Source organism: Yoonia sp. R2-816, assembly GCF_046762905.1.
Classification (GTDB): domain Bacteria; phylum Pseudomonadota; class Alphaproteobacteria; order Rhodobacterales; family Rhodobacteraceae; genus Yoonia.
Genome location: NZ_JBKQXN010000112.1, coordinates 19,858 through 39,217 on the forward strand (window position 1 = coordinate 19,858; position 19,360 = coordinate 39,217).

Annotated in this window: 17 protein-coding genes and 1 pseudogene; 8 read left to right on the forward strand and 10 right to left on the reverse strand. The window is 60.3% G+C overall.

Annotation, left to right across the window (positions count from 1 at the left end):
- Positions 1 to 36 precede the first annotated feature (36 nt).
- From ACFWW2_RS02070 to ACFWW2_RS02100, 7 genes are all read left to right on the forward strand, one after another.
- Entirely contained in the window at positions 37 to 1,614 is a 1,578-nt protein-coding gene (locus ACFWW2_RS02070) for a Re/Si-specific NAD(P)(+) transhydrogenase subunit alpha (protein WP_393925707.1), read from the forward strand.
- A 13-nt stretch (positions 1,615 to 1,627) separates the two neighbouring features.
- Positions 1,628 to 3,133 (forward strand): NAD(P)(+) transhydrogenase (Re/Si-specific) subunit beta, encoded by a 1,506-nt coding sequence (locus ACFWW2_RS02075; protein ID WP_393925709.1) that lies wholly within the window; start codon positions 1,628 to 1,630, stop codon positions 3,131 to 3,133.
- Positions 3,134 to 3,751 carry a bifunctional 4-hydroxy-2-oxoglutarate aldolase/2-dehydro-3-deoxy-phosphogluconate aldolase gene (eda, locus tag ACFWW2_RS02080; RefSeq protein WP_393925711.1) on the forward strand — a complete coding sequence of 206 codons (618 nt, stop codon included), beginning with the start codon at positions 3,134 to 3,136 and terminating at the stop codon, positions 3,749 to 3,751. It begins immediately after the preceding gene.
- Positions 3,752 to 3,833: 82 nt separating this feature from the next.
- Complete coding sequence (locus ACFWW2_RS02085) at positions 3,834 to 4,958, forward strand: extracellular solute-binding protein (protein WP_393925713.1); 1,125 nt, start codon at positions 3,834 to 3,836, stop codon at positions 4,956 to 4,958.
- Complete coding sequence (locus tag ACFWW2_RS02090) at positions 4,955 to 5,683, forward strand: SDR family NAD(P)-dependent oxidoreductase (protein ID WP_393925715.1); 729 nt, start codon at positions 4,955 to 4,957, stop codon at positions 5,681 to 5,683. The genes ACFWW2_RS02085 and ACFWW2_RS02090 overlap by 4 nt, the downstream gene beginning before the upstream one ends.
- A gap of 3 nt (positions 5,684 to 5,686) precedes the next feature.
- Entirely contained in the window at positions 5,687 to 6,712 is a 1,026-nt protein-coding gene (locus tag ACFWW2_RS02095) for a zinc-dependent alcohol dehydrogenase (RefSeq protein ID WP_393925717.1), read from the forward strand.
- Positions 6,709 to 7,635, forward strand: coding sequence for a sugar kinase (locus tag ACFWW2_RS02100; protein WP_393925719.1), 927 nt, complete (start codon positions 6,709 to 6,711; stop codon positions 7,633 to 7,635). The genes ACFWW2_RS02095 and ACFWW2_RS02100 overlap by 4 nt, the downstream gene beginning before the upstream one ends.
- 225 nt (positions 7,636 to 7,860) lie before the next feature.
- On the opposite strand, the gene ACFWW2_RS02105 is transcribed toward ACFWW2_RS02100, so the two are convergent.
- From ACFWW2_RS02105 to ACFWW2_RS02140, 8 genes are all read right to left on the reverse strand, one after another.
- On the reverse strand, positions 7,861 to 8,700 hold the full coding sequence (locus ACFWW2_RS02105; RefSeq protein ID WP_393925721.1) for a carbohydrate ABC transporter permease: 840 nt from the start codon (positions 8,698 to 8,700) through the stop codon (positions 7,861 to 7,863).
- 4 nt (positions 8,701 to 8,704) lie between these two features.
- Positions 8,705 to 9,634 carry a carbohydrate ABC transporter permease gene (locus tag ACFWW2_RS02110; protein ID WP_393925723.1) on the reverse strand — a complete coding sequence of 310 codons (930 nt, stop codon included), beginning with the start codon at positions 9,632 to 9,634 and terminating at the stop codon, positions 8,705 to 8,707.
- A gap of 71 nt (positions 9,635 to 9,705) precedes the next feature.
- Complete coding sequence (locus ACFWW2_RS02115; protein ID WP_393925725.1) at positions 9,706 to 11,052, reverse strand: ABC transporter substrate-binding protein; 1,347 nt, start codon at positions 11,050 to 11,052, stop codon at positions 9,706 to 9,708.
- Positions 11,053 to 11,082: 30 nt separating this feature from the next.
- Complete coding sequence (locus ACFWW2_RS02120; protein WP_393925727.1) at positions 11,083 to 12,183, reverse strand: ABC transporter ATP-binding protein; 1,101 nt, start codon at positions 12,181 to 12,183, stop codon at positions 11,083 to 11,085.
- A gap of 31 nt (positions 12,184 to 12,214) precedes the next feature.
- Positions 12,215 to 13,171: a 3-hydroxyacyl-CoA dehydrogenase family protein gene (locus ACFWW2_RS02125; RefSeq protein WP_393925729.1), complete on the reverse strand. Its 957-nt coding sequence runs from the start codon at positions 13,169 to 13,171 to the stop codon at positions 12,215 to 12,217.
- Positions 13,161 to 14,111 carry an MBL fold metallo-hydrolase gene (locus ACFWW2_RS02130; RefSeq protein WP_393925731.1) on the reverse strand — a complete coding sequence of 317 codons (951 nt, stop codon included), beginning with the start codon at positions 14,109 to 14,111 and terminating at the stop codon, positions 13,161 to 13,163. The genes ACFWW2_RS02125 and ACFWW2_RS02130 overlap by 11 nt, the downstream gene beginning before the upstream one ends.
- 8 nt (positions 14,112 to 14,119) lie before the next feature.
- On the reverse strand, positions 14,120 to 14,914 hold the full coding sequence (locus ACFWW2_RS02135) for an enoyl-CoA hydratase/isomerase family protein (RefSeq protein WP_393925733.1): 795 nt from the start codon (positions 14,912 to 14,914) through the stop codon (positions 14,120 to 14,122).
- Complete coding sequence (locus ACFWW2_RS02140; protein WP_393925735.1) at positions 14,911 to 16,098, reverse strand: CaiB/BaiF CoA transferase family protein; 1,188 nt, start codon at positions 16,096 to 16,098, stop codon at positions 14,911 to 14,913. The genes ACFWW2_RS02135 and ACFWW2_RS02140 overlap by 4 nt, the downstream gene beginning before the upstream one ends.
- Before the next feature lie 105 nt (positions 16,099 to 16,203).
- Here ACFWW2_RS02140 and ACFWW2_RS02145 point away from each other — a divergent pair, with 105 nt between their 5' ends.
- Positions 16,204 to 17,247, forward strand: coding sequence for a LacI family DNA-binding transcriptional regulator (locus tag ACFWW2_RS02145; protein WP_393925737.1), 1,044 nt, complete (start codon positions 16,204 to 16,206; stop codon positions 17,245 to 17,247).
- Between the two features lie 542 nt (positions 17,248 to 17,789).
- Here ACFWW2_RS02145 and ACFWW2_RS02150 read toward each other — a convergent pair.
- Complete coding sequence (locus ACFWW2_RS02150) at positions 17,790 to 18,851, reverse strand: IS110 family transposase (RefSeq protein ID WP_393925738.1); 1,062 nt, start codon at positions 18,849 to 18,851, stop codon at positions 17,790 to 17,792.
- Positions 18,852 to 19,171: 320 nt separating this feature from the next.
- Positions 19,172 to 19,360: pseudogene (locus ACFWW2_RS02155) on the reverse strand (IS3 family transposase); the annotation flags it as partial.

Below are 19,360 nucleotides of genomic sequence, written 5' to 3' on the forward strand. Positions count from 1 at the left end.
CGTTTTACCAGTGTATTGAATGGGAGAGGTGTGAATATGAAAATCGGGACGCCGAGGGAATTGTTTGAGGGTGAGAACCGGGTTGCGATGACGCCGGCTTCTGCCAAGGAGCTTCAGAAGCTCGGGCATGACTGTGTGATCGAGAGCGGAGCAGGCGCGCGGGCCGGGTTTTCGGATGCCGCCTACGAAGAGGCCGGTGTTGAGGTTGTCAAAACCGCCGCAGCCCTTTGGAAGGCCGCCGATATCGTGGCCAAGGTGCGGGTGCCGGACGAGGCTGAGATGAAGCGTTTGCGCGCCGATCAGACGCTGATCTCCTTCTTCAGCCCCGTGGCGGACGAGGCCAAGATGAAGGCGGCGGCCGGGAAGGGTGCCACCGTCATCGCGATGGAGATGATCCCGCGGATCAGTCGCGCCCAGAAGATGGACGCGCTGTCGTCCATGGCCAATATCGCAGGCTACCGCGCGGTGATTGAGGCCGGCAACAACTACGGCCGCTTCTTCACCGGTCAGATCACGGCTGCGGGTAAGGTGCCGCCGGCCAAGGTTCTGGTCGTGGGAGCGGGCGTTGCGGGCCTGGCCGCGATTGGCACGTCCACCTCGCTCGGCGCGATCACCTATGCCTTTGACGTGCGCCCCGAAGTGGCCGAACAAGTTGAATCGATGGGTGCCGAGTTCGTGTACCTGGACTTTGAGGAAGAACAGCAGGACGGGGCCGCAACGGGCGGCTATGCCTCTGTTTCTTCACCGGAATTTGCAGCCGCCCAGCTGGCGAAGTTCCGCGAGTTGGCCCCCGATATCGACATCGTCATCACCACAGCCCTGATCCCCAACCGCGAGGCGCCCGAGCTTTGGACCGAGGACATGGTTAAATCCATGAAGCCCGGGTCGGTGATCGTGGATCTGGCCGCAGAGAAAGGCGGCAACTGCAAACTGACCGTCAAGGACGAGAAAATCGTCACCGACAACGATGTCACGATCATCGGCTACACGGACTTCCCCAGCCGGATGGCCGCCCAATCCTCGACGCTTTATGCCACCAACATCCGCCACCTGATGACGGATCTGACGCCCGAGAAGGACGGCGTTGTGGTGCATGACATGGAAGACGATGTGATCCGCGGGGCGACGATTGCCCATGGCAAAGAGGTCACCTTCCCACCGCCGCCGCCCAAGGTGCAGGCCATCGCCGCCCAGCCCAAGGCAGAGGTCAAGGAAAAGACCCCCGAAGAGATCCGCGCCGAAGAGGTCGCGGCCTTCAAGGCGCAGACCAGATCACAGGTGACATTGCTGGCCGTGGGCGCCGCGATTGTCCTTGGCATCGGGATGATCCCGGGCATGCCGGCGAGCTTTATGCAGCACTTTATCGTCTTCGTGCTGTCGGTCTTCATCGGCTTTCAGGTCATCTGGAACGTCGCCCATTCCCTGCACACCCCGCTGATGGCTGTGACCAACGCTATCTCGAGCATCATCATTCTGGGTGCGCTGATCCAGGTGGGCTCGTCCAGCGCGCTGATCACGATCCTGGCCGGATTGGGCATCTTTATGGCCGCCGTCAATATCTTCGGTGGCTTCCTTGTGACACGGCGGATGCTCGCCATGTTCCAGAAATCTTAAGGGGGCGGGACACATGGAAAACACATTCACCATCGCGGCCTATGTGGTCGCAGCTATTCTGTTCATCCTGTCCCTGGGCGGGTTGTCCGGCCAGGAAAGCGCCAAACGAGCGGTCTGGTATGGCATCGCGGGCATGGCGCTGGCGGTTCTGGCCACGCTGATCGGGCCGGGGTCGGGCCTGTGGCTCGCCTCCCTTGTGCTGATCGCAGGCGGGGCGGCTGTGGGCTATCAACTGGCCACCCGGGTCGAGATGACGCAGATGCCCGAACTTGTGGCCATCATGCACAGCCTTGTGGGGCTGGCGGCGGTCTTTGTGGGCTTCAACGCGGACCTGATGATCAACTATATCAGCGGCGTCTATGCCGACGCGGATCTGACCCTTGGGGCGGCGGGCGCCTCTGCGGCCCTGTCCAAAGAGGTCACCGACGGGCTGTCCACCTTCGGGCAGTTGATCGCCAAGAAGACCTCTGTTGAAATCGGCATCCTGCGGGTGGAACTGGTGCTGGGCATCTGGATCGGCGCTGTGACCTTCACCGGGTCCGTCATCGCCTATGCGAAGCTTTCGGGCAGTTCCTCCAAACTGCCGTTCGAGATTGATACCTCTGCCAAGAAACTGCCCGGTGGGCATGTTCTGAACGCAGGGGTTGCGGGTCTGTCGGCGCTGCTGGCGGTCCTGTATTTGTCCAACGGCGGCACCTTTACGCTGGTGCTGCTGACGCTGCTGGGGCTGTTCATCGGCTACCATCTGATCATGGGCATCGGCGGGGCGGATATGCCCGTGGTGGTCTCCATGCTCAACAGCTACTCCGGCTGGGCGGCGGCGGCGATTGGGTTCTCTCTGGGCAATGACCTCCTGATTGTGGTGGGGGCGCTCGTGGGATCCTCTGGCGCGATTCTCTCCTACATTATGTGCAAAGCGATGAATCGTTCGTTTATAACGGTCATCCTGGGCGGCTTTGGCGGCCCAGCGGGCGAGCAGATAGCCGTGGAGGGCGAGCAGGTCGCCATTGATGTGGACGGTGTGGCGCAGTCTCTGGAGGAGGCCGACAGCATCATCATCATCCCCGGCTACGGCATGGCGGTGGCCCAGGCCCAGCAGAACGTGGCAGAGCTCACGCGCCGCCTGCGCGCCAAAGGCAAAAGCGTGCGCTTCGCCATTCACCCCATCGCGGGCCGCTTGCCGGGCCACATGAACGTGCTCTTGGCCGAGGCGAAGGTCCCCTACGACATCGTGCTGGAAATGGACGAGATCAACGAGGACTTCCCGGACACGGACGTCGCCATCGTGATCGGCTCCAATGACATCGTGAACCCCGCAGCCCAGGACGACCCCAACAGCCCCATCGCCGGCATGCCGGTGCTGGAATGCTGGAAAGCCAAGCAGGTGTTCGTGTCCAAACGCGGCCAAGGCACGGGGTACTCCGGCATCGAAAACCCGCTGTTCTTCAAGGACAACACGCGCATGCTCTACGGGGACGCCAAGGCAAGTTTGGACAGCCTGCTGGGGAAAATTGGGTAGATGGCGCGCGATATTCAACAGATCTGCGCCGAGGCCCGCGTCATCCCCGTCCTCGTGCTGGATGACCCCGCGGCGGCCACCACCCTGGCTGAGGTCTTGGTCGAAAACGGCTTACCCGTGCTGGAGGTAACACTGCGGACCCCGCGTGCCCTGGACTGCGTCGCCGCGATGGCCAAGGTGGCCGGTGCGCAGGTTGGCGTCGGGACCATTCTGCGCGCGGAGGACATTGACCGCGCAAGGAACTCCGGTGCTCGTTTCGGGCTTTCCCCCGGCCACAGCGACGCATTGCTGGCACGCGGGCAAGGGGATTTTACCCTCATCCCCGCGGTCGCGACACCGGCAGAGGCCCTGCAGGTCAGCGAAGCTGGCTTCAGGTTTCAAAAGCTGTTTCCGGCGCAGGTCGTGGGCGGTGTGGCGATGCTCAAAGCGCTGGGATCGGTCCTGCCAGATGTTACGTTTTGTCCCACGGGCGGCGTCACCCAAAACACCGCGCCGGACTATCTGGCGTTGCCGAATGTCTCTTGCGTGGGCGGCAGCTGGATCGCACCAGTGGCTGATGTTGCGAACGGAAATTGGGATGCAATCGGCGCGCGAGCCCGTCTGGCGGCATCAGGTTAGGTAAAAAATTCGCTAATTTGGAAAAACGATCTACCAAGACCGTCAGGCGCGATATCCTGAGTTGAAAGAGAAGGCACCAACCATGACGTCACTAACGCTGAAAGGCATGACCTGGGATCATCCGCGCGGCTACCTGGGGCTAGAGGCCGCAAGTGCGACTTATGCGGCAGAGACGGGCGTTTCGATCCACTGGGATCGCCGGTCGCTCCAGGCCTTTGCCGATGAACCCATCGAAGGCATCGCAGAAAACTACGACTTTATCGTTCTGGACCACCCCCATGTGGGGCTGGTGGCCGATACGCAAAGTCTGCTCCCCCTGCCACAGCCGGACAACCCGGAGGAGGTGTCGCTGGGGGGATCGCTTGAAAGCTATATTTGGCGCGACCAGCTTTGGGCCTATCCGATTGATGCGGCCTGTCAGGTGGCCGTCAAACGCCCGGATTTATGCGCAGATGAGCCGACGTCTTGGGAGGCGATCCTGCGCGGCGACGTGACCCTGCCCATGGTCACGCCGCTTTTACCTGTCGATGCCTTTGACATGATGCTGACCCTTGTGGCCGGTCGGAGCGAGGAAGACCTGCCCCTGTCCGAGGCCGCGTTTTGTTCGGACGCAAACGGCATCCTTGCCTTGCAGGTGTTGAAAGCCCTCTACAAGGCGGGCCCGTCCGAGGCCGTCGGCTGGAACCCGATCAAGGCGCTTGAGGCGATGTCGACCACCGATGACTTTGCTTATGCGCCCTGCCTGTTCGGCTATGTGAACTACGCCCGGCCAGGTTTTCGCGATCACACATTGACCTATTGTGACCTGCCAACCTTTGAAGGCATTGGCGCAAAGCGCGGTATTTTGGGGGGCGCTGGGATCGGAGTGTCTGCGAAGACCCAACACCCTGACGCGGCCGTCACCTTTGCCCAGTGGGTCACATCGGAACCCGTCCAATCGGGCGTCTATCTTGAAAACGAAGGCCAGCCTGCGCACCTGCAAAGCTGGCTGCGGATGGGCCAGGACCCGGCCTATGCGGGGTTCCTGCGGGGCGCATTGCCCACCATGCAAGACGCCTGGACGCGGCCCCGCGACGTCTGGTTCCTGGGCTTCGTCGACGATGTTTGCGAGGTCTTCCCGTCGTTCTTCCTCAAAGACAGGGACGAGGGCGAGTTCCTCTCCCTGCTGAACAAAATCTACACCCACCATAAGGAGCGCGTCCTATGAGGACCCCTAAAAGAACGATTGTCATCACAGGGGGCAACAAGGGCCTAGGCATCGCGCAAACCCGCGCTTTCCTCGACGCAGGCGATAGCGTCCATGTGGTCGCGCGGTCCGAGGGGGAGTTGGGCGGGATGGAGGGCGATGTGCATTTCGTACAGGCCGATCTGGCGGCGGATGCAAAGGCGTCCTTCCTTGACACGATCCATGATCGGACGGGCCGCATTGATGTGCTGGTGAACAACGCCGGCGCCCATCTGAAAAAGCCCGCATGGGACGTGGAGCCGGACGAGTTCGACCATGTCATGAACTTGAACGTGAAAGCCATGTTCGCGGCCTGCGGGCGCTTTGTGGCTTTGCAGCGCGAAACAGGGGGTGCAATCGTGAATATCTCCTCCATGGGCGGGCTGATGGCCCTGCCCTCGGCGGCGGCTTACGTGACGGCGAAGACGGCTGTGATCGGGCTGACGCGGTCGATCTGCGTCGATGCCGCGGAACATGGCATCCGCTGCAATGCCGTGGCACCGGGATTCATTGACACCGACATGACACGCGCCGTGCTGGCCAAGGATCCGGCCCGCCGCGACCGGATCGAACGGCGCATTCCGGGGGGCACCTTTGGCAAGCCAAAGGATATCGCGGATGCCGTCATGTTCCTCGCCTCGGCCAAGGCCCGCCACATCAACGGCGCGGTCCTGCCCGTCGATGGCGGCTTTTCGGTGGGGTTCTGAGGGATGGCTTACACGAAATCCCTGCTGACGGCGGCGCGCGAGATCAAGATCGAACAGGCTGAAATGCCTGACGAGATCGCGGAGGACAGCATCCGCCTGCGTCTGGCCACCGCCAGCATCTGCGGCACGGACATGCATTACTTTCGCCACTTCGCAAATGCGGGGTTCTTTCTGGATTACCCCGTCACCCTCGGCCACGAGGCCTGCGCTTATGTTGAGGACGCCAATGGCCATGATTTCGAAGCCGGCCAGCTGGTAGCGATAAATCCCGTCATCACCTTTGGTTCCAGTCCCGAGGCGCGGCGCGGCGACATCAACATGGACCCGGACAAGAAATTCCCGGGCTCGGCGACGACCAAGCCTCATATCGACGGCTTCTTTCGGGACTATTTCGACTTTCCCGCCCGCAATTGCCACGCGGTCGCAAAGGGTGTCTCCCCCGATCATTTGACCTTCGCCGAACCGCTGGCCTGTGCGCTGCATTCGGTGAACCGCGCAAATGTCCAAGCCGGGCAAAAGGTGCTGGTGACGGGTTGCGGGCCCATGGGCTTGCTCGCCACCGTAGGGGCGCACGCGAAGGGGGCCGAGGTGCATGTGACCGACCTGAAGGCCGCCGCCTTGGACGCCGCCGCCGCCGTGGGGGCCACGCAAGGGTTCGACATTGGCGCCGATGATCTGACGAAACTCTCAGGCCAATACGATGTGGTGATTGAGGCCTCAGGCTCCGCCCATGCCTACAATCAGGCGCTGGACGCGGTGCGCAAACAAGGCGTGATTTCCGTCCTGTCGCTGATCCAACCGCAGCCGGTACCGATCAACCTGCATCTAAATGCCCTGAAAGAGGTCACGTCCGTGGGCTCAATCCTTTTCACCCATGAGTTTGCCGATGCGGTTGCGCTGATCGAGGGGGGAGGCGTCGATTTCGAGGCCATCACCGCCGCCCGCTTTACCGTCGCCGAGACCCAAGCCGCCTGCGAGATGATGGCGGACGGCCACGCAGTGGGCAAAGTGCTGATCAAACCCGCATGAATACGGCCCCCGACATTGTGGCGCTGGGGGAGGCGCTGATCGAATTCACGCGTCTGCCAACCGAAGACGGCCAGCGACCGATCTTTCGTCAGGGCTTCGGCGGCGACACCTCAAACGCGATCATCGCTGCCGCCAGACAAGGCGCGCGCACGGGATATCTGAGTGCTGTGGGCGAGGACCCATTTGGCGACGACCTGCTGGCGCTCTGGGACGCAGAGGGCGTGGACACGACCGCCGTCCGCATCAGACCACAGGACCCGACAGGCGCTTACTTCGTGCTGCCCGACCCTGTGGGGCGCAAATTCTCTTACGCACGGCGCGGATCCGCGGCGAGCCTTTATGGCCCCTCCGGTCTGGACGAAGACATGATCGCGAGCGCTCGCATCCTGCATGTCTCGGCCCTCAGCCAAGCCATCAGCCCCACGATGCGCGCCGCCGTGACCCATGCGGCCAAGATCGCGCGCGAGAACGGAACCTTGGTGCCTTATGACACAAACCTGCGTCTGAACCTCTGGACGCTTGGCGAAGCGCGACAGGTGATCGAGGATTTCCTGCCGCTGGCGGATATCGTCCTGCCCAGCGACGATGAGGCGACCCAACTGACGGGCCTCACAGACGATGCGGCAATCCTTGATCACTTCGCCAGTTTCGGCGCGCGTCATGTGGTTCTGAAACGCGGGTCCAAGGGGCCGGTGATGCGCGTTGGGGATCAACTGGTCACCTTCGATGTCCCGCGAGTTGAGGCCGTGGATTCGACCGGGGCCGGCGACAGCTTTGCCGGGGCCTTTCTGGCCTATCTTCTGGAAACCGGTGATGCACAAACAGCCGTGCGCGCCGCGATGCAGGTGGCGGCAGGCACGGTGAGCGGGTTTGGCGCGGTTGATCCCATTCCGTACCGCGCGGACATCTCTATCCGCGAGTGACCCGTCCGAAAATTCTGCAACGACCAACTGAAGTGAGAAGTGCATCGCCCGAACCGAGGGGTGGGCGATATCGCCCGCCCCGTGAGGGCGGTTCCGGCGATGCCCGCCGAGCGGATGGGTCACAATGTGATTGAGGTTTTCAGGCCGACGCTCTAGCGCAAGCACAGGTGAAAGAAGGGGCGCCAGTTTTACGGACGCCCCTCTTGTTTCTCGGCGATGGTTTCACTACCCCTTCACAGCCCCAGCCGTCATGCCTTGGATGATCTGACGCGCAGCAAAGAACGTGAACAACAGCGGCGGGATCACGATCAGCGTGCCCATGGCCATGATCCGGCCCCACTCAACGCCCGTGTCGGTGATGAACCCCGCAGCGCCAACCGGCAGGGTCCGCGTGGACCGCCCCGTGAGCAGCAGCGCCAGGATGAATTCGTTCCACGCGATGCGGAACGTAAAGATGCCCGCGACGGCGTAACCTGACTTCATCAGCGGGAAGAGCACCTTGAAGAACACCTGCAAAGGCGTGGCCCCGTCCACAATCGCGGCCTCTTCCAGCTCCACCGGGATCTGTTTGTAGAACCCGAACAGCAGCCAGATCGCAAAGGGCAGGTTCAGCGCGGTGTAGAAAAAGATCAGCACGGCTAGGTCATTGTTCAGGTTGAACTGAATGACCATCGCAAAGGCCGGCACCGCGAGGACCGCAGGCGGCACCATGCGCACCAGTAGGGTCGTGTTGGCGACCAGCACACGGCCTTTGAATTCAGTGCGTGCCAAGGCATAGGCGCAGAGCCCGCCAAAGAACAAAGTCAGGAACGTGGCCGTCACCCCGATGATGATCGAGTTCCACAGGTAGGTGTCGAACCGGCCACGCGTGAAGATGTACTCGTAGTTGTCCAGCGTCGGCACAAAGAAGAACCAGATCGGCTCGCGGCTTTGGACGACCACGTCGGGTTTGAATCCTGTCGCCACCATGATCCAGATGGGGGCCAGCACGATCAGCGACAGCACGATCAGTGCGGTGTAATGCAGGATTGTATTCAGCGGGTTGTTAATCTGTTGAGTTGCCATGGCTTTAGATATCCGCCTTGTCTTTCATGGGGTTGCCCAGCCGCAGGATCGCAACGCTCATCAAAGAGACCAGCACGATCAGCAGCACTGAGATGGCCGAGGCATAGCCCAATTGCTGGGTCGAGAATGCTCGGTTGTAGATGTGCAGGGAGAGAAGTTCGGTCGCCCGACCGGGTCCGCCGCCGGTCATGATAAACATAACCTCAAGTGATCGGAAAACGTCGATCAGGCGCATCAGCAGTGCGATGATCAGGATGGATTTGATCATCGGCAGTTTCACGAAAAGGATGTGCTGCCACCAATTAGATCCATCGATCTTGGACGCCTCCAGAACCTCGCTCGGTAGCGCCTGCAAACCCGCGATCACGATGATGAAAATGAACGGCGTCCATTGCCAGATGTCGGTGATCACGATGGCCATGAAGGCGAGGTCAGGATCGCCAAGCCAGACCTGCGGATCAATCCCCATCTGACCGAGGTAATAGTTAATCCAGCCAATCCGCGCGTCATAGAGGTAGCGCCAGACAAGGCCGACCACGACTGGCGACACCATCAGTGGCAGGATAAAGATCGTGCGGAACACGCTGGCCCCCCGGATCGGTTTTTCCAACAGAAGTGCAAGGCTGATACCCAGAAACATCTCAATCGTGATGGTCCAGAAGCCGAACCGCAGCGTCACCCATAGACTTTCGCGGACGTTTTCGTCCCCCATCATACGGATGTAGTGGCGTATCCCAACATAGGGCGCATCTTCCAGCGGGGTGCCGATGGTCCAATCGTAAAAGCTTAGGTAAAGCGCCTGCATCACCGGATAGACCAGACCGGCCACCATCACGAGCGCGGCGGGCAGGATAAAGAAATAGGGTGAAAAGTTTTCGAAACGGAACCCGGATGGTTTCGGGGCTGCCTTTGGAACTTGGGTTGTATCAGACATCCCCTGCCTCATCATTATTGGGTGTTGCGTAGGGCGGCCCAGCGATGGGCCGCCCGGTGTGGTCGCAGGGCTTATTCGCCAGCGCGGTAGTCAGCCCACTTGTAGTAACCTTCGCGTTCCATGATCGCGCGGATTTGCTCATTGGCTTCATCCATGATCGGCTGGATCGGGTCATCGGTGGTGATGACCTTGGTAAGGGCCTGACCCAGAACGTCGATGTTGAGCTCGTTCCATTCGGGGATCAGCGGGCGCCAGTCAGGATCGGCACACGGCAGTTGTTCGGCCACGACGGGGTATTCGTCAAAGCCTTCGGTGTTGGCCTCTAGCGTGGAAATCCGTACCGGATCGCCGCCCAGTTCCACCATGCGCTGATCGCCCTGTTTGGACGTCATATACTGTAGGAACAGGAACGCCGCTTCTTGATTGGGGGAGTTCGCGGGGATGCCCATGGCAAAGCCACCGGTTTCCGAACCGCAGCGCGACCCAACAGGATGCAGCGCATAGCCCACGTTGCCGTCAATCGTGGACAGGTCGGGGTTGCGGGACATGGCCGCAATCTTCAGCGTGTCCAGGTGCATCGCCGCATCGCCCTGCAAGAACGCCGCCGCTGCATCACCAAACCCGAACGTCGGGATGCCATCCGGGCCGGTTTGCGCCACTTCGCGCATCACCTGTGCGGCCTCAACCGCCTCGGGCGAGTTGACCACGGGGTTCCACGCTTCGTCAAAGATTTTGCCGCCCAAAGGTGCCAGATGCATCAACCATGCGGCCGTCACCTGATGACCTGTCGCCCCACGGGATGTCAGCGCAGGAATGCCCGCCTCGTCCAGTGCGGCCATTGCCGCGCGCAGCTCGTCATAGGTCGTCGGCACCTCAATGCCTTGCTCTTCAAAGATGTCCTTGCGATAGGCCAGGATGGACGTCTCGGCCCCGAATGGCAGACCGTAAAGCGCGCCAGAGACACCCGGCAAATAGCCGCGTTCCCCACCCACAACACCGCCGTTTTGCAGGTATGCATCGGCAATGTCGTCGATGTCGAAATCAGGATCGACAATGGCAGGGTTGGTAAAGAACTGCGACAACGGGGTCAGCAGACCGCGCGACACATATTCGCCCTTCCACATCACAACCCATGCGACGACGTCATATTCACCCTCGGGGCGCGACATCTCCAAAAGCTGGCGATCCCGCATAGACAAATACTGGATGTAGTCGATTTCAACGTTGATGCCGGTTTCCTCGGTGAACTCCTCCACAAGTTCCTCGGCAAACGTGAAATGCGACAGCGATGGCCAGCTGACGACCAGCGTCGTGCCTTCGTAGGGCTCATAGGGGTTCGCAAGCGCGCCCCCCGCCGCCACGATGGTCGCAAGCGCTGTGCCCGCCATCATGCTTTTCATATGTCTTAAAATAGTCATTTGGTCTTCCTCCCTTAGGTGAATCCGCTGTTACGGAATGGCCGCCTCGCTGGCGGGATCGAACAGGTACAACCTGTTGATATCGAATAGGTATTCACCACTGCTAAGCGGAGCCGAGTTGGGCCCGACCTCAATCGCAGCGGTGACTTTGGTGCCGCCTAGATGGGCTGCTAGAAACTGGCTGGAGCCGATGTATTCGGCCACATCCACGTTCAGCTGCACCGGTTCCAGAACCGCGCCCTCTGCCCCGAGGGACGATTTGTGGGCGAAGTGTTCAGGCCGCATGCCGACGGTCACCTTAGCGTCCTTGTGGGTCTGGGCGACGGCCTTCAGATGGTCCGGCAGCGGGAAGTCAAACCCCTCACCGCGCAACCTCAGCCCGCCCTCGTCCACAATCGTCCCCTCAAGAAAATTCATCGACGGCGAGCCGATAAAGCCTGCGACGAACTTGTTCACCGGCGCGTTGTAAACCTCACGCGGGGTGCCGACCTGTTGCACAAGACCCGCCGACATGATCACGATCCGGTCGGCCATGGTCATGGCCTCAATCTGGTCGTGGGTCACGTAGATCATGGTTCGGTCGAGCTTTTTGTGCAGCAGCGCCAGTTCCGTGCGCATCGTCGCGCGCAGCTTGGCGTCGAGGTTCGACAGCGGCTCATCAAAGAGGAAGCAATAGGCGTCCCGCACAATCGCGCGGCCCATGGCGACCCGTTGCCGTTGGCCACCGGACAGGTCCTTGGGCTTGCGATCCAGATAGTCGGTCAGCTCAAGCATGTCGGCGGCCACACGGACGCGTTCGTTGATCTCGGTCTTTGGCGCTCCGGCCAAACGAAGCGCGAACGACATGTTCCCAGCCACATCCATGTGCGGGTAAAGCGCGTAAGATTGGAACACCATGGCGATGTCGCGTTCTTTGGGGCGCGCCCAGGTCACGTCACGCCCGCCGATCTCAATCGACCCGCTGGTGACAGGTTCAAGCCCCGCGATCATCCGCAATGTCGTGGATTTGCCGCAACCCGATGGGCCGACGATCACCACAAACTCGCCCTCTTCAAACGAGAGAGACAGCGGCGGGATGACGTTCACAGCGCCATAGGATTTTGTAACCTCTGAGAGATGTACGCCACTCATTCTGCGGCCTTTCTTGGTGTTGCGGGACGGGTCATTTGACCTCAGCCCCTTTGTTGATTTTCACGCGGCGGATGATTTCGGCATCCCGCGCCGCCTTGAACGCCTCCGGATCGCGGGACGTCCAATCGTAGAAACCGCTGCCCGTCTTCATGCCGAGCTTGCCGTCCGCCATTAGGGCGCCAACGGGTGTGTCAGCAGGGTCCGTGACGTTGGACAGATCCGCCCAAACGGCCTTGGCCGCGTCCGATGTGATCAGGTCCAACCCCGCCAAATCCGCGTGTTCAAACGCACCCATGGCCGGCAGTCGGGACGCGTAGCCGACCTTCAAAATCGTGTCGCAAGCCTCCGGCGTCACCAGCCCTTGCCCCACAAGCGAGGCAAATTCCCGCAGCACCGCATGCTGAATGCGCGCCCAAAGGAAGCCGGGAATGTCGGGGCAGAGCACCGGAGTCTTATCCGTCGCGGCCAAGAGCTCCTGAACCGCGTGGGTTACATCCTTGTCGGTCTGCTTTCCGGGCACGACCTCGACCAATTCCACCAGATGGGCGGGCTGGGCATAATGTGCCACGCAGAACTGCTGCGGGCGGGTCAGCTTCGTTTGCAGGTCCGTCGCGCTCAGCGCTGAGGTCGTGGACGACAAGACGGCGCGCCCGTGGGCCAAAGCCTCTGCCTGTCCTAAGAGGTCCTGCTTGACTTCAAGATTCTCGGCCACTGCTTCGATGATGAAATCACCGCCGGCCACAGCCTCAGCCAAATCAGCGGTGCTGTGCAGCTCATCGTGCACGCGATCCACCTTCGCCTGCCGAGCAAGCCCCCGAGAGATCAAAAGCTCACAGCCCTCCTCAATGCGCGCCATCGCAGGCGGAAGGCTTTCCGCCCGCCTGCCCCACAGCGTCACCTGACAGCCGCCGAGCGCCAAGGACAGCGCGACCTGCGCCCCCATGGTGCCCGCGCCGAGGACCGTGCATCTGGGCAGATCAGCTGACATAGTGCCACCCTGCGCCTTGCTGTTTCATCAGCCCCTGGGCCGCAAACGCCTTCAGACTCGCATCAATCGACACAAGCGCGCGCCATTCGCGCACCATGTTCTGATCGTCACAGCATTTGTCCCGCAGATCGGCAAAGCTGATGCCGGGGTTAGCTTTCACATGGGCCAGGATCGACGCCTCAACCTTATCCACCCGCGCGCGGCAATCATCGACCAGCTCTTGCGTCTCAGCCGCCGTTTTGACCTCATCATGCGCAAACAGCACCGCCTGCACGTCGCGTTCAACGAGAAACTTTTCGATCTTGTCAAACGTCGCCCGCATCACGGCCGGATCTTCGTAGAGATACAGAACCGGATTGAACGGCGGCAGCAGCGGGTCGGCGATCACCAGCGTCTTGGTGGAGCGTTCAAAGAACCCGATTTCGCACATGGAATGGCCCAGAACCTCGACCACTTCGAGCTCAACACCGCCGCCCAGATCAATTACGTCCCCGTCTTTGACAAAGCGGTCAATCGGGCCTTCGGTCGGTCCCATCCAATCGAGGTATTCTTCATTCAGATCAAAGTGTTCGCCTTCGGGGAAGGCATGCACAATGGCCTTTGCGTTCAGCATGTTGTCCGCGACACGGTCGGCACGACCCGCATGGCCCACGATCTCACACCCTGTCTCGGCCTTCAGCCAGCCGTTGTTGCCTACGTGATCCATGTGTTCATGAGTGAGCAGCAAAAGGTCGAGGTCTTTGCGGGCGATGCCCAACTCCTCAAAGCTCTGCTCAAGCGCGGGCAAGCCGCCATAAAGTCCACTGTCGATCAGCGCTGTTTTGTCTGCGCCCCGCACGAAAAACACCCGCGTTGCCGTCTTGCCCTCGTGATCGCCGGGCAGGCCCATAGCGACCGTGGCGAACGGACCTTCCTGATATGTGATGACCGATTTTGACATGTTCGTTCCTATTTCCCTTTGAAGACCGGATCGCGTTTTTCCATAAACGCGGCGATCCCCTCTTTCCCATCTCCCGTCGCATAGAGCGCGCCCAAAACCCGTTGTTCAAACGTCAGGCCCGCGCTGAGCGGTGTATCCAACCCATCATCAACAACCCGTTTCGCTTCGCGCAAAGCGACGGGTGCCTGGGCGGCCAGCGTTGCGGCCAATTCCATCGCACGAGGCATCAGCGCGTCCGGCGCGCAGGCCTCTAATGCTGCCCCATAGTCCACCGCCTCCGCGGCGGTGATCATCCGACCTGTCATCAGGATTTCCTTGGCCCGCATCGGCCCCACCAAACGGGGCAGGCGCTGAGTCCCGCCGCCGCCTGGGAGGAGGCCAAGCTTTATCTCGGGCAGGCCGAGCTTTGTCTTTTCGTTCACAAGGATGAAATCGCAGCACATGGCGATCTCAAACCCGCCGCCGAGGGCATAGCCGTTCACGGCACAGATCGTCGCCTGCGGCAGGGCCGCCAGCGCATCAAACGTTTCCCGCGACCGGCGCTGGAAATCGTCGAACACCGTTTGGTCCGCCCCGTGGTAGCCCCCGATATCGGCGCCCGCGACAAACCCACGGCCCGTGCCTGTCAGCACGACGACCTTCACGTCATCTTTGCGCGCAGCAACATCGGCGAAGTAGGCCCCCAGAGCGGCCTGAATCTCAAAGTTGAGCGCGCCAAGCGCCTCTTCACGGTCCACGCGCAGCACCTCGATGGCACCGTAGCGGGTCAGGACAAGATTGGGGTGCAGGCGCTCTTCGGTCATCCTAACGCCCCATTTTTGCGCAAGGAGTCCAGGCGTTCAGCGCCCAGAAGATCCGTCAGCACCTCATCCGTGTGCTCACCCACCTGCGGGGGCACGCGCGTGACGCGCACAGGCGTCTCGCTCAGGGTGATCGGGTTGGCGATGGCGTGGATTTTGCCGGCCTTGGGGTGGTCCATCTCAACCAAGCGCGATGGTTCATCCTCAACCGCGTCCTTCATGGCCGCCGCTGAATCGCGGATCGGGGCCGCCCAGACATCGGCCGCCTCAAACAGGGCCATCAGGTCCGCCGTAGTCCGTTTCTGGGTCGACAGGTCAATCCGCAGCTTGGTCGCGTCGCGCTCTGCCCAGGGGTCCATCTGAGCCAAATCTGCATCCCCCAGGATATCGGCAAGCTTCGCCAAGGGACACATCGCAATCGCCACCCACCCATCCGCCGATGGATGCGCCCCGTAAGGCGCATCGTTCCAGCAAGACGCCACACCAGCAGTGGAGCGTTCCAGCGTGATGTCCTGGTTCAAAACCGCAAAATTCTCCTGCCCCATCAGGTTCAGCGTCGCGGAATAAAGATCCGTCTCGACCTTTTGGCCGACTCCCTGCCGGTCCCGCGCAATCAGCGCTCCGAGGATCCCGATGGCCAGCGCTTGGGATGCCGCGAAATCGGCCACGGGTGTGCCGCAGGCGGTGGGCGGATCATCGCGGCGGCCGGTGTTGAACATCACGCCTGACTGCGCCTGGATGAGCAGGTCCTGCCCCGGCATGCCCTTTTCGGCCATCTTTGATCCCGCGCCCCAGCCAGACCCCGACGCATAGATGATCTTTGGGTTTGCGGCCTTGAACGCGTCATAGCCCAGACCGAGGCGGTCCATCACACCGGTGCGGAAATTCTCAACCACCACGTCACAGGATTTGGCCAGATCGAGCAGAGCCTCGCGTCCCTTTTCGTTCTTCAGGTCAATCGCAACGGACCGCTTGTTGCGGTTGAACGACAAAAACGCCGCACTGTCCCCGCCGACAAATTCGCCAATCATGGGCATGGACCGCATCCACTCACCTTTGCCCGGACGTTCGACCTTGAGGACATCAGCCCCCATATCCGCAAGCGTCTGCGTGCACAGCGGCCCCAGCATCATCTGGGTAAAGTCCAGAATGCGCACCCCATCAAGGGCGCCTTTGGCGGTTGTCATAATGATCCTCCCGACAGCAATAGGTGCTTTGATAAATCGCTACACCAAGCTGGTAATTCGTTTTACCTAAATCAACAACGATTGCCCCACCTGTCAAGCACCTTTATGAAGAAACCTGTCTTACACGCTCCGGAGTCGACAATGCCAACGCTCAGTGAAATCGCAAAAAAGGCGAAGGTATCGACTGCGGTAGTCTCAAGAATAGTAAACAATGACAAAACGTTACGAGTCTCGGACGAGACCCGAGAACGGGTGAAAAAGATCGTCGTCGAGACCGGCTACACGCCTAATCGCGCGGCGCGATCTTTGCGATCAACGGAAACCGGTTTTCTCGCGATGGTTGTCCATGACGCAACGAATCCGGTCTATGCGGAAATCACGCGCGGCGCCCATGAGGCTGCGACACGCGCAGGCAAATCGATCCTGCTGATCGATGCCAGCGTCGGAGGACAAGCGGTGACCAGTGTGCAGGAACTCATCAGTGGGCGCGGGATCGACGGGTTGATCCTGCAAGCAGCTGACGAGAAAACCGATGGTTTGATTGCCACTGCAGCCCGTTCAAATATCCCGATGGTACAGCTTCAGGCCCGAATCGATGCGCAATTCCCCATCGTGGCCCTACCCGATTACGAGGCCACGCGCCTCGCCACGCAAAGCTTGATCGACGACGGCCACACCCGCATCGCTTGTATCGCGACAAGAGCAGGGCTGACCTTTACCGAGGAACGCATTCGTGGATGGCGCAGTGCGCTTGCGGACGCGGGCCTCATCGAAAGGCTTGGGGATTTGGTCTATTCGGATCCGAACCTGACCGGAGGCAAGGCGGCGTTGAATGCCGTGCGATCCAATGGGACAACCGCCACCGGACTTGTGTGCTGCAACGTCCTGACGGCCATCGGCGCAATGCAGACAGCCCGTGAATTGTCTATTGGTATCCCCGGCGATCTGTCGATCGTTGCCATCCATGATAGCCCGTTTGCAGAATATTGCTTTGTTCCACTAACCACTGTGCGCATGCCTCTGTTCGAACTCGGACAAGAAGCAATTAAGATGCTGATCTCTCCGTCTCGTCCGGACCACAAAGCAGATGTCGTGCTGGCACAGCCTCCCGTCCTCGTAAAGCGCGCCAGCTCTGCCAGAAGATTGTAAAGACAGAACCCCATTGGTCTTGCATCTGATCTGCCATGGTAAACCTCATCAGATCATGACCATGCGGTTTTGCGTCGATCAATTGGTGACCGGATAAATATGCGCCGGCATGAATGTGGCTGACATACATGTATTTTTTGGACCTCAGACTGCCGACTATTGAAGATTGAAACTGCGTGTTCAGATATCGCTGCAACCCGCGGCTTCCTGCCTTTGCTGCTCGTACATGTGCAACAAGGTCAATGGAAGCAGCCGTTCGCCCTTAGTTCCTCAATAACAGCTTCTCTAATCGGGCGTTTGGGTCAAGTTCATTTCATCGTTTCGTTTCCGTTCTTTGGGACCAGATCCTTCATCCGGGTCAAGCTTCTCTTCGCAGTCATTGGTGGCCCGGTTCGGTTGGACCGCTGCATGCATGTGTCGGATCGGTCGTGGAGCGCCCAGCTTAGTCTCGCGCTTGGAGTGGCGCAGCAGCCATTTTCGGCGTCATCCGCGGACCTCGTCCGGTGAGGGACGATCCCGTCATTGATCTTTGAAGGTTCAGTTCATGCGGCACCCTCCAAAGGTCTTTGACGGAACTCGGTGTTGTCAGCCCACATGCGGTGCATGATGACAGCCAGTTTGCGGGCGACGGCAACGACAGCTCTGCGGCGGCCTTTTCGGCGCATCAACCGAAGACCCCAACTCTTGATCTCTGAGCTCGCGACGGACCGCATCATCATTGCATTTGCCGTTGCGTAGAGCGCGGACCGCACGTCCGCATCACCAGCTTTTGAGATACGGCCAGGTTTGTCCATCTCCCCGGACTGATAGCGCCTGGGTGTCAGACCGAAGTGCGCGGCGACCGTTCTTGAGCTTGTGAAGCGTTTGGGGTCATCCACCGCGGCTTTGAAGGTCAGTGCAGCAATCGGCCCTACGCCGGGGATCGCCATGAAGCGCAGGCAAGTCTCATCATGGCTGGCAGCGCGCTTCACGCGTCTGTCCAATTCTCGATATGCGGTGAAGAGAACTGCCCGGGCGTCCAAGAGTGGTAACAGCGCATGCGACAAGTCAGGGTCCACCTCAATAATAGGCCGCACCTGCTCGTCAAACGAGGCCTGGTCGATACGCGATGGCAGGCGCAGACCAAAGATCCGGAACAAGCCACGTATCTCGTTCGCCAGATCAATGCACTTACGCTGCACCGCTTTGCGGCTGCTCAACAGCGCACGAACGGCGTGTGCCTTCCGGCTCTTCATATGGACGGGATTGAACCAGCCAGACCGAAGCACATTGGCGATCCCGCGCGCATCCGTCTTGTCGGTCTTGTTGCGCATGGCCGACAACGCCGCGTTCACCTGCCGTGCCTCCATACAAACGACGTCAAAACCAGCGCCCTGCAATCCAAAAAATAGGTGCTGGCTCATCGCGCCAGCTTCGAACCCAATCCGAAGTTCACTTGCAGTGAGGTTTGCCAGGCAGCCGCTGATGTCCTCAATCTCACACGCAACCGTGCGCTCAAGAACCGTTCGTCCATCTCCATCGATCACGCAGACAGCGACTGACCGCAGCGACACGTCCAAACCAACAAAGTAATCCATCTCGTTCTCCTCAAATTGCAGATACATCCTGCAACTCTATCAAGAACCTGACCCATCAATCTGGTCAGCCCGATTACCCATGCTTTGTCCGGCGCCGGAGTTGTCGGATCAGACTGTGACGAAAATTCAGTTGCTCTTCTTAATGAAGCGAGGGCTTGGAATGACTGCTTCGGTGATTTGCACTGCACCGCAACGAAAAACATTCTGCAACCGCAAAAGGATGCTGCGTGGGCAATCGCCGCATGTGCACAAGTCCGCAGTGTCCCGCAACTTACCAATTCATGCACGATGCAGCGAAGGTCGGGAATGCCTAATGATACGATTCCGCCCCCAGCCGGACTCGACCCCAAGTACAGCCAGCCGTCGCGAGTCCAGACGTAGCTGATGTCGCCTGCCCACTTCTGGTTCGGTCGATCGGCACGGAAGTCTCGGTTCAGCAGGTTCGGCGCAATGTTAAACGCATGGTTGCTATCGGTCGTCACCTTGTATTTCTTTGACCTTTCAACCCGAATGCCGTTCTCACGCATGAGCCTGCC

Excerpts from the sequence above, each read along its gene's own strand:
- ACFWW2_RS02070 (WP_393925707.1), top strand. The coding sequence starts at position 37 with ATGAAAATCGGGACGCCGAGGGAATTGTTTGAGGGTGAGAACCGGGTT.
- ACFWW2_RS02075 (WP_393925709.1), top strand. The coding sequence starts at position 1,628 with ATGGAAAACACATTCACCATCGCGGCCTATGTGGTCGCAGCTATTCTG.
- eda (WP_393925711.1), top strand. The coding sequence starts at position 3,134 with ATGGCGCGCGATATTCAACAGATCTGCGCCGAGGCCCGCGTCATCCCC.
- ACFWW2_RS02085 (WP_393925713.1), top strand. The coding sequence starts at position 3,834 with ATGACGTCACTAACGCTGAAAGGCATGACCTGGGATCATCCGCGCGGC.
- ACFWW2_RS02090 (WP_393925715.1), top strand. The coding sequence starts at position 4,955 with ATGAGGACCCCTAAAAGAACGATTGTCATCACAGGGGGCAACAAGGGC.
- ACFWW2_RS02095 (WP_393925717.1), top strand. The coding sequence starts at position 5,687 with ATGGCTTACACGAAATCCCTGCTGACGGCGGCGCGCGAGATCAAGATC.
- ACFWW2_RS02100 (WP_393925719.1), top strand. The coding sequence starts at position 6,709 with ATGAATACGGCCCCCGACATTGTGGCGCTGGGGGAGGCGCTGATCGAA.
- ACFWW2_RS02105 (WP_393925721.1), bottom strand. The coding sequence starts at position 8,700 with ATGGCAACTCAACAGATTAACAACCCGCTGAATACAATCCTGCATTAC.
- ACFWW2_RS02110 (WP_393925723.1), bottom strand. The coding sequence starts at position 9,634 with ATGTCTGATACAACCCAAGTTCCAAAGGCAGCCCCGAAACCATCCGGG.
- ACFWW2_RS02115 (WP_393925725.1), bottom strand. The coding sequence starts at position 11,052 with ATGACTATTTTAAGACATATGAAAAGCATGATGGCGGGCACAGCGCTT.
- ACFWW2_RS02120 (WP_393925727.1), bottom strand. The coding sequence starts at position 12,183 with ATGAGTGGCGTACATCTCTCAGAGGTTACAAAATCCTATGGCGCTGTG.
- ACFWW2_RS02125 (WP_393925729.1), bottom strand. The coding sequence starts at position 13,171 with ATGTCAGCTGATCTGCCCAGATGCACGGTCCTCGGCGCGGGCACCATG.
- ACFWW2_RS02130 (WP_393925731.1), bottom strand. The coding sequence starts at position 14,111 with ATGTCAAAATCGGTCATCACATATCAGGAAGGTCCGTTCGCCACGGTC.
- ACFWW2_RS02135 (WP_393925733.1), bottom strand. The coding sequence starts at position 14,914 with ATGACCGAAGAGCGCCTGCACCCCAATCTTGTCCTGACCCGCTACGGT.
- ACFWW2_RS02140 (WP_393925735.1), bottom strand. The coding sequence starts at position 16,098 with ATGACAACCGCCAAAGGCGCCCTTGATGGGGTGCGCATTCTGGACTTT.
- ACFWW2_RS02145 (WP_393925737.1), top strand. The coding sequence starts at position 16,204 with ATGAAGAAACCTGTCTTACACGCTCCGGAGTCGACAATGCCAACGCTC.
- ACFWW2_RS02150 (WP_393925738.1), bottom strand. The coding sequence starts at position 18,851 with ATGTATCTGCAATTTGAGGAGAACGAGATGGATTACTTTGTTGGTTTG.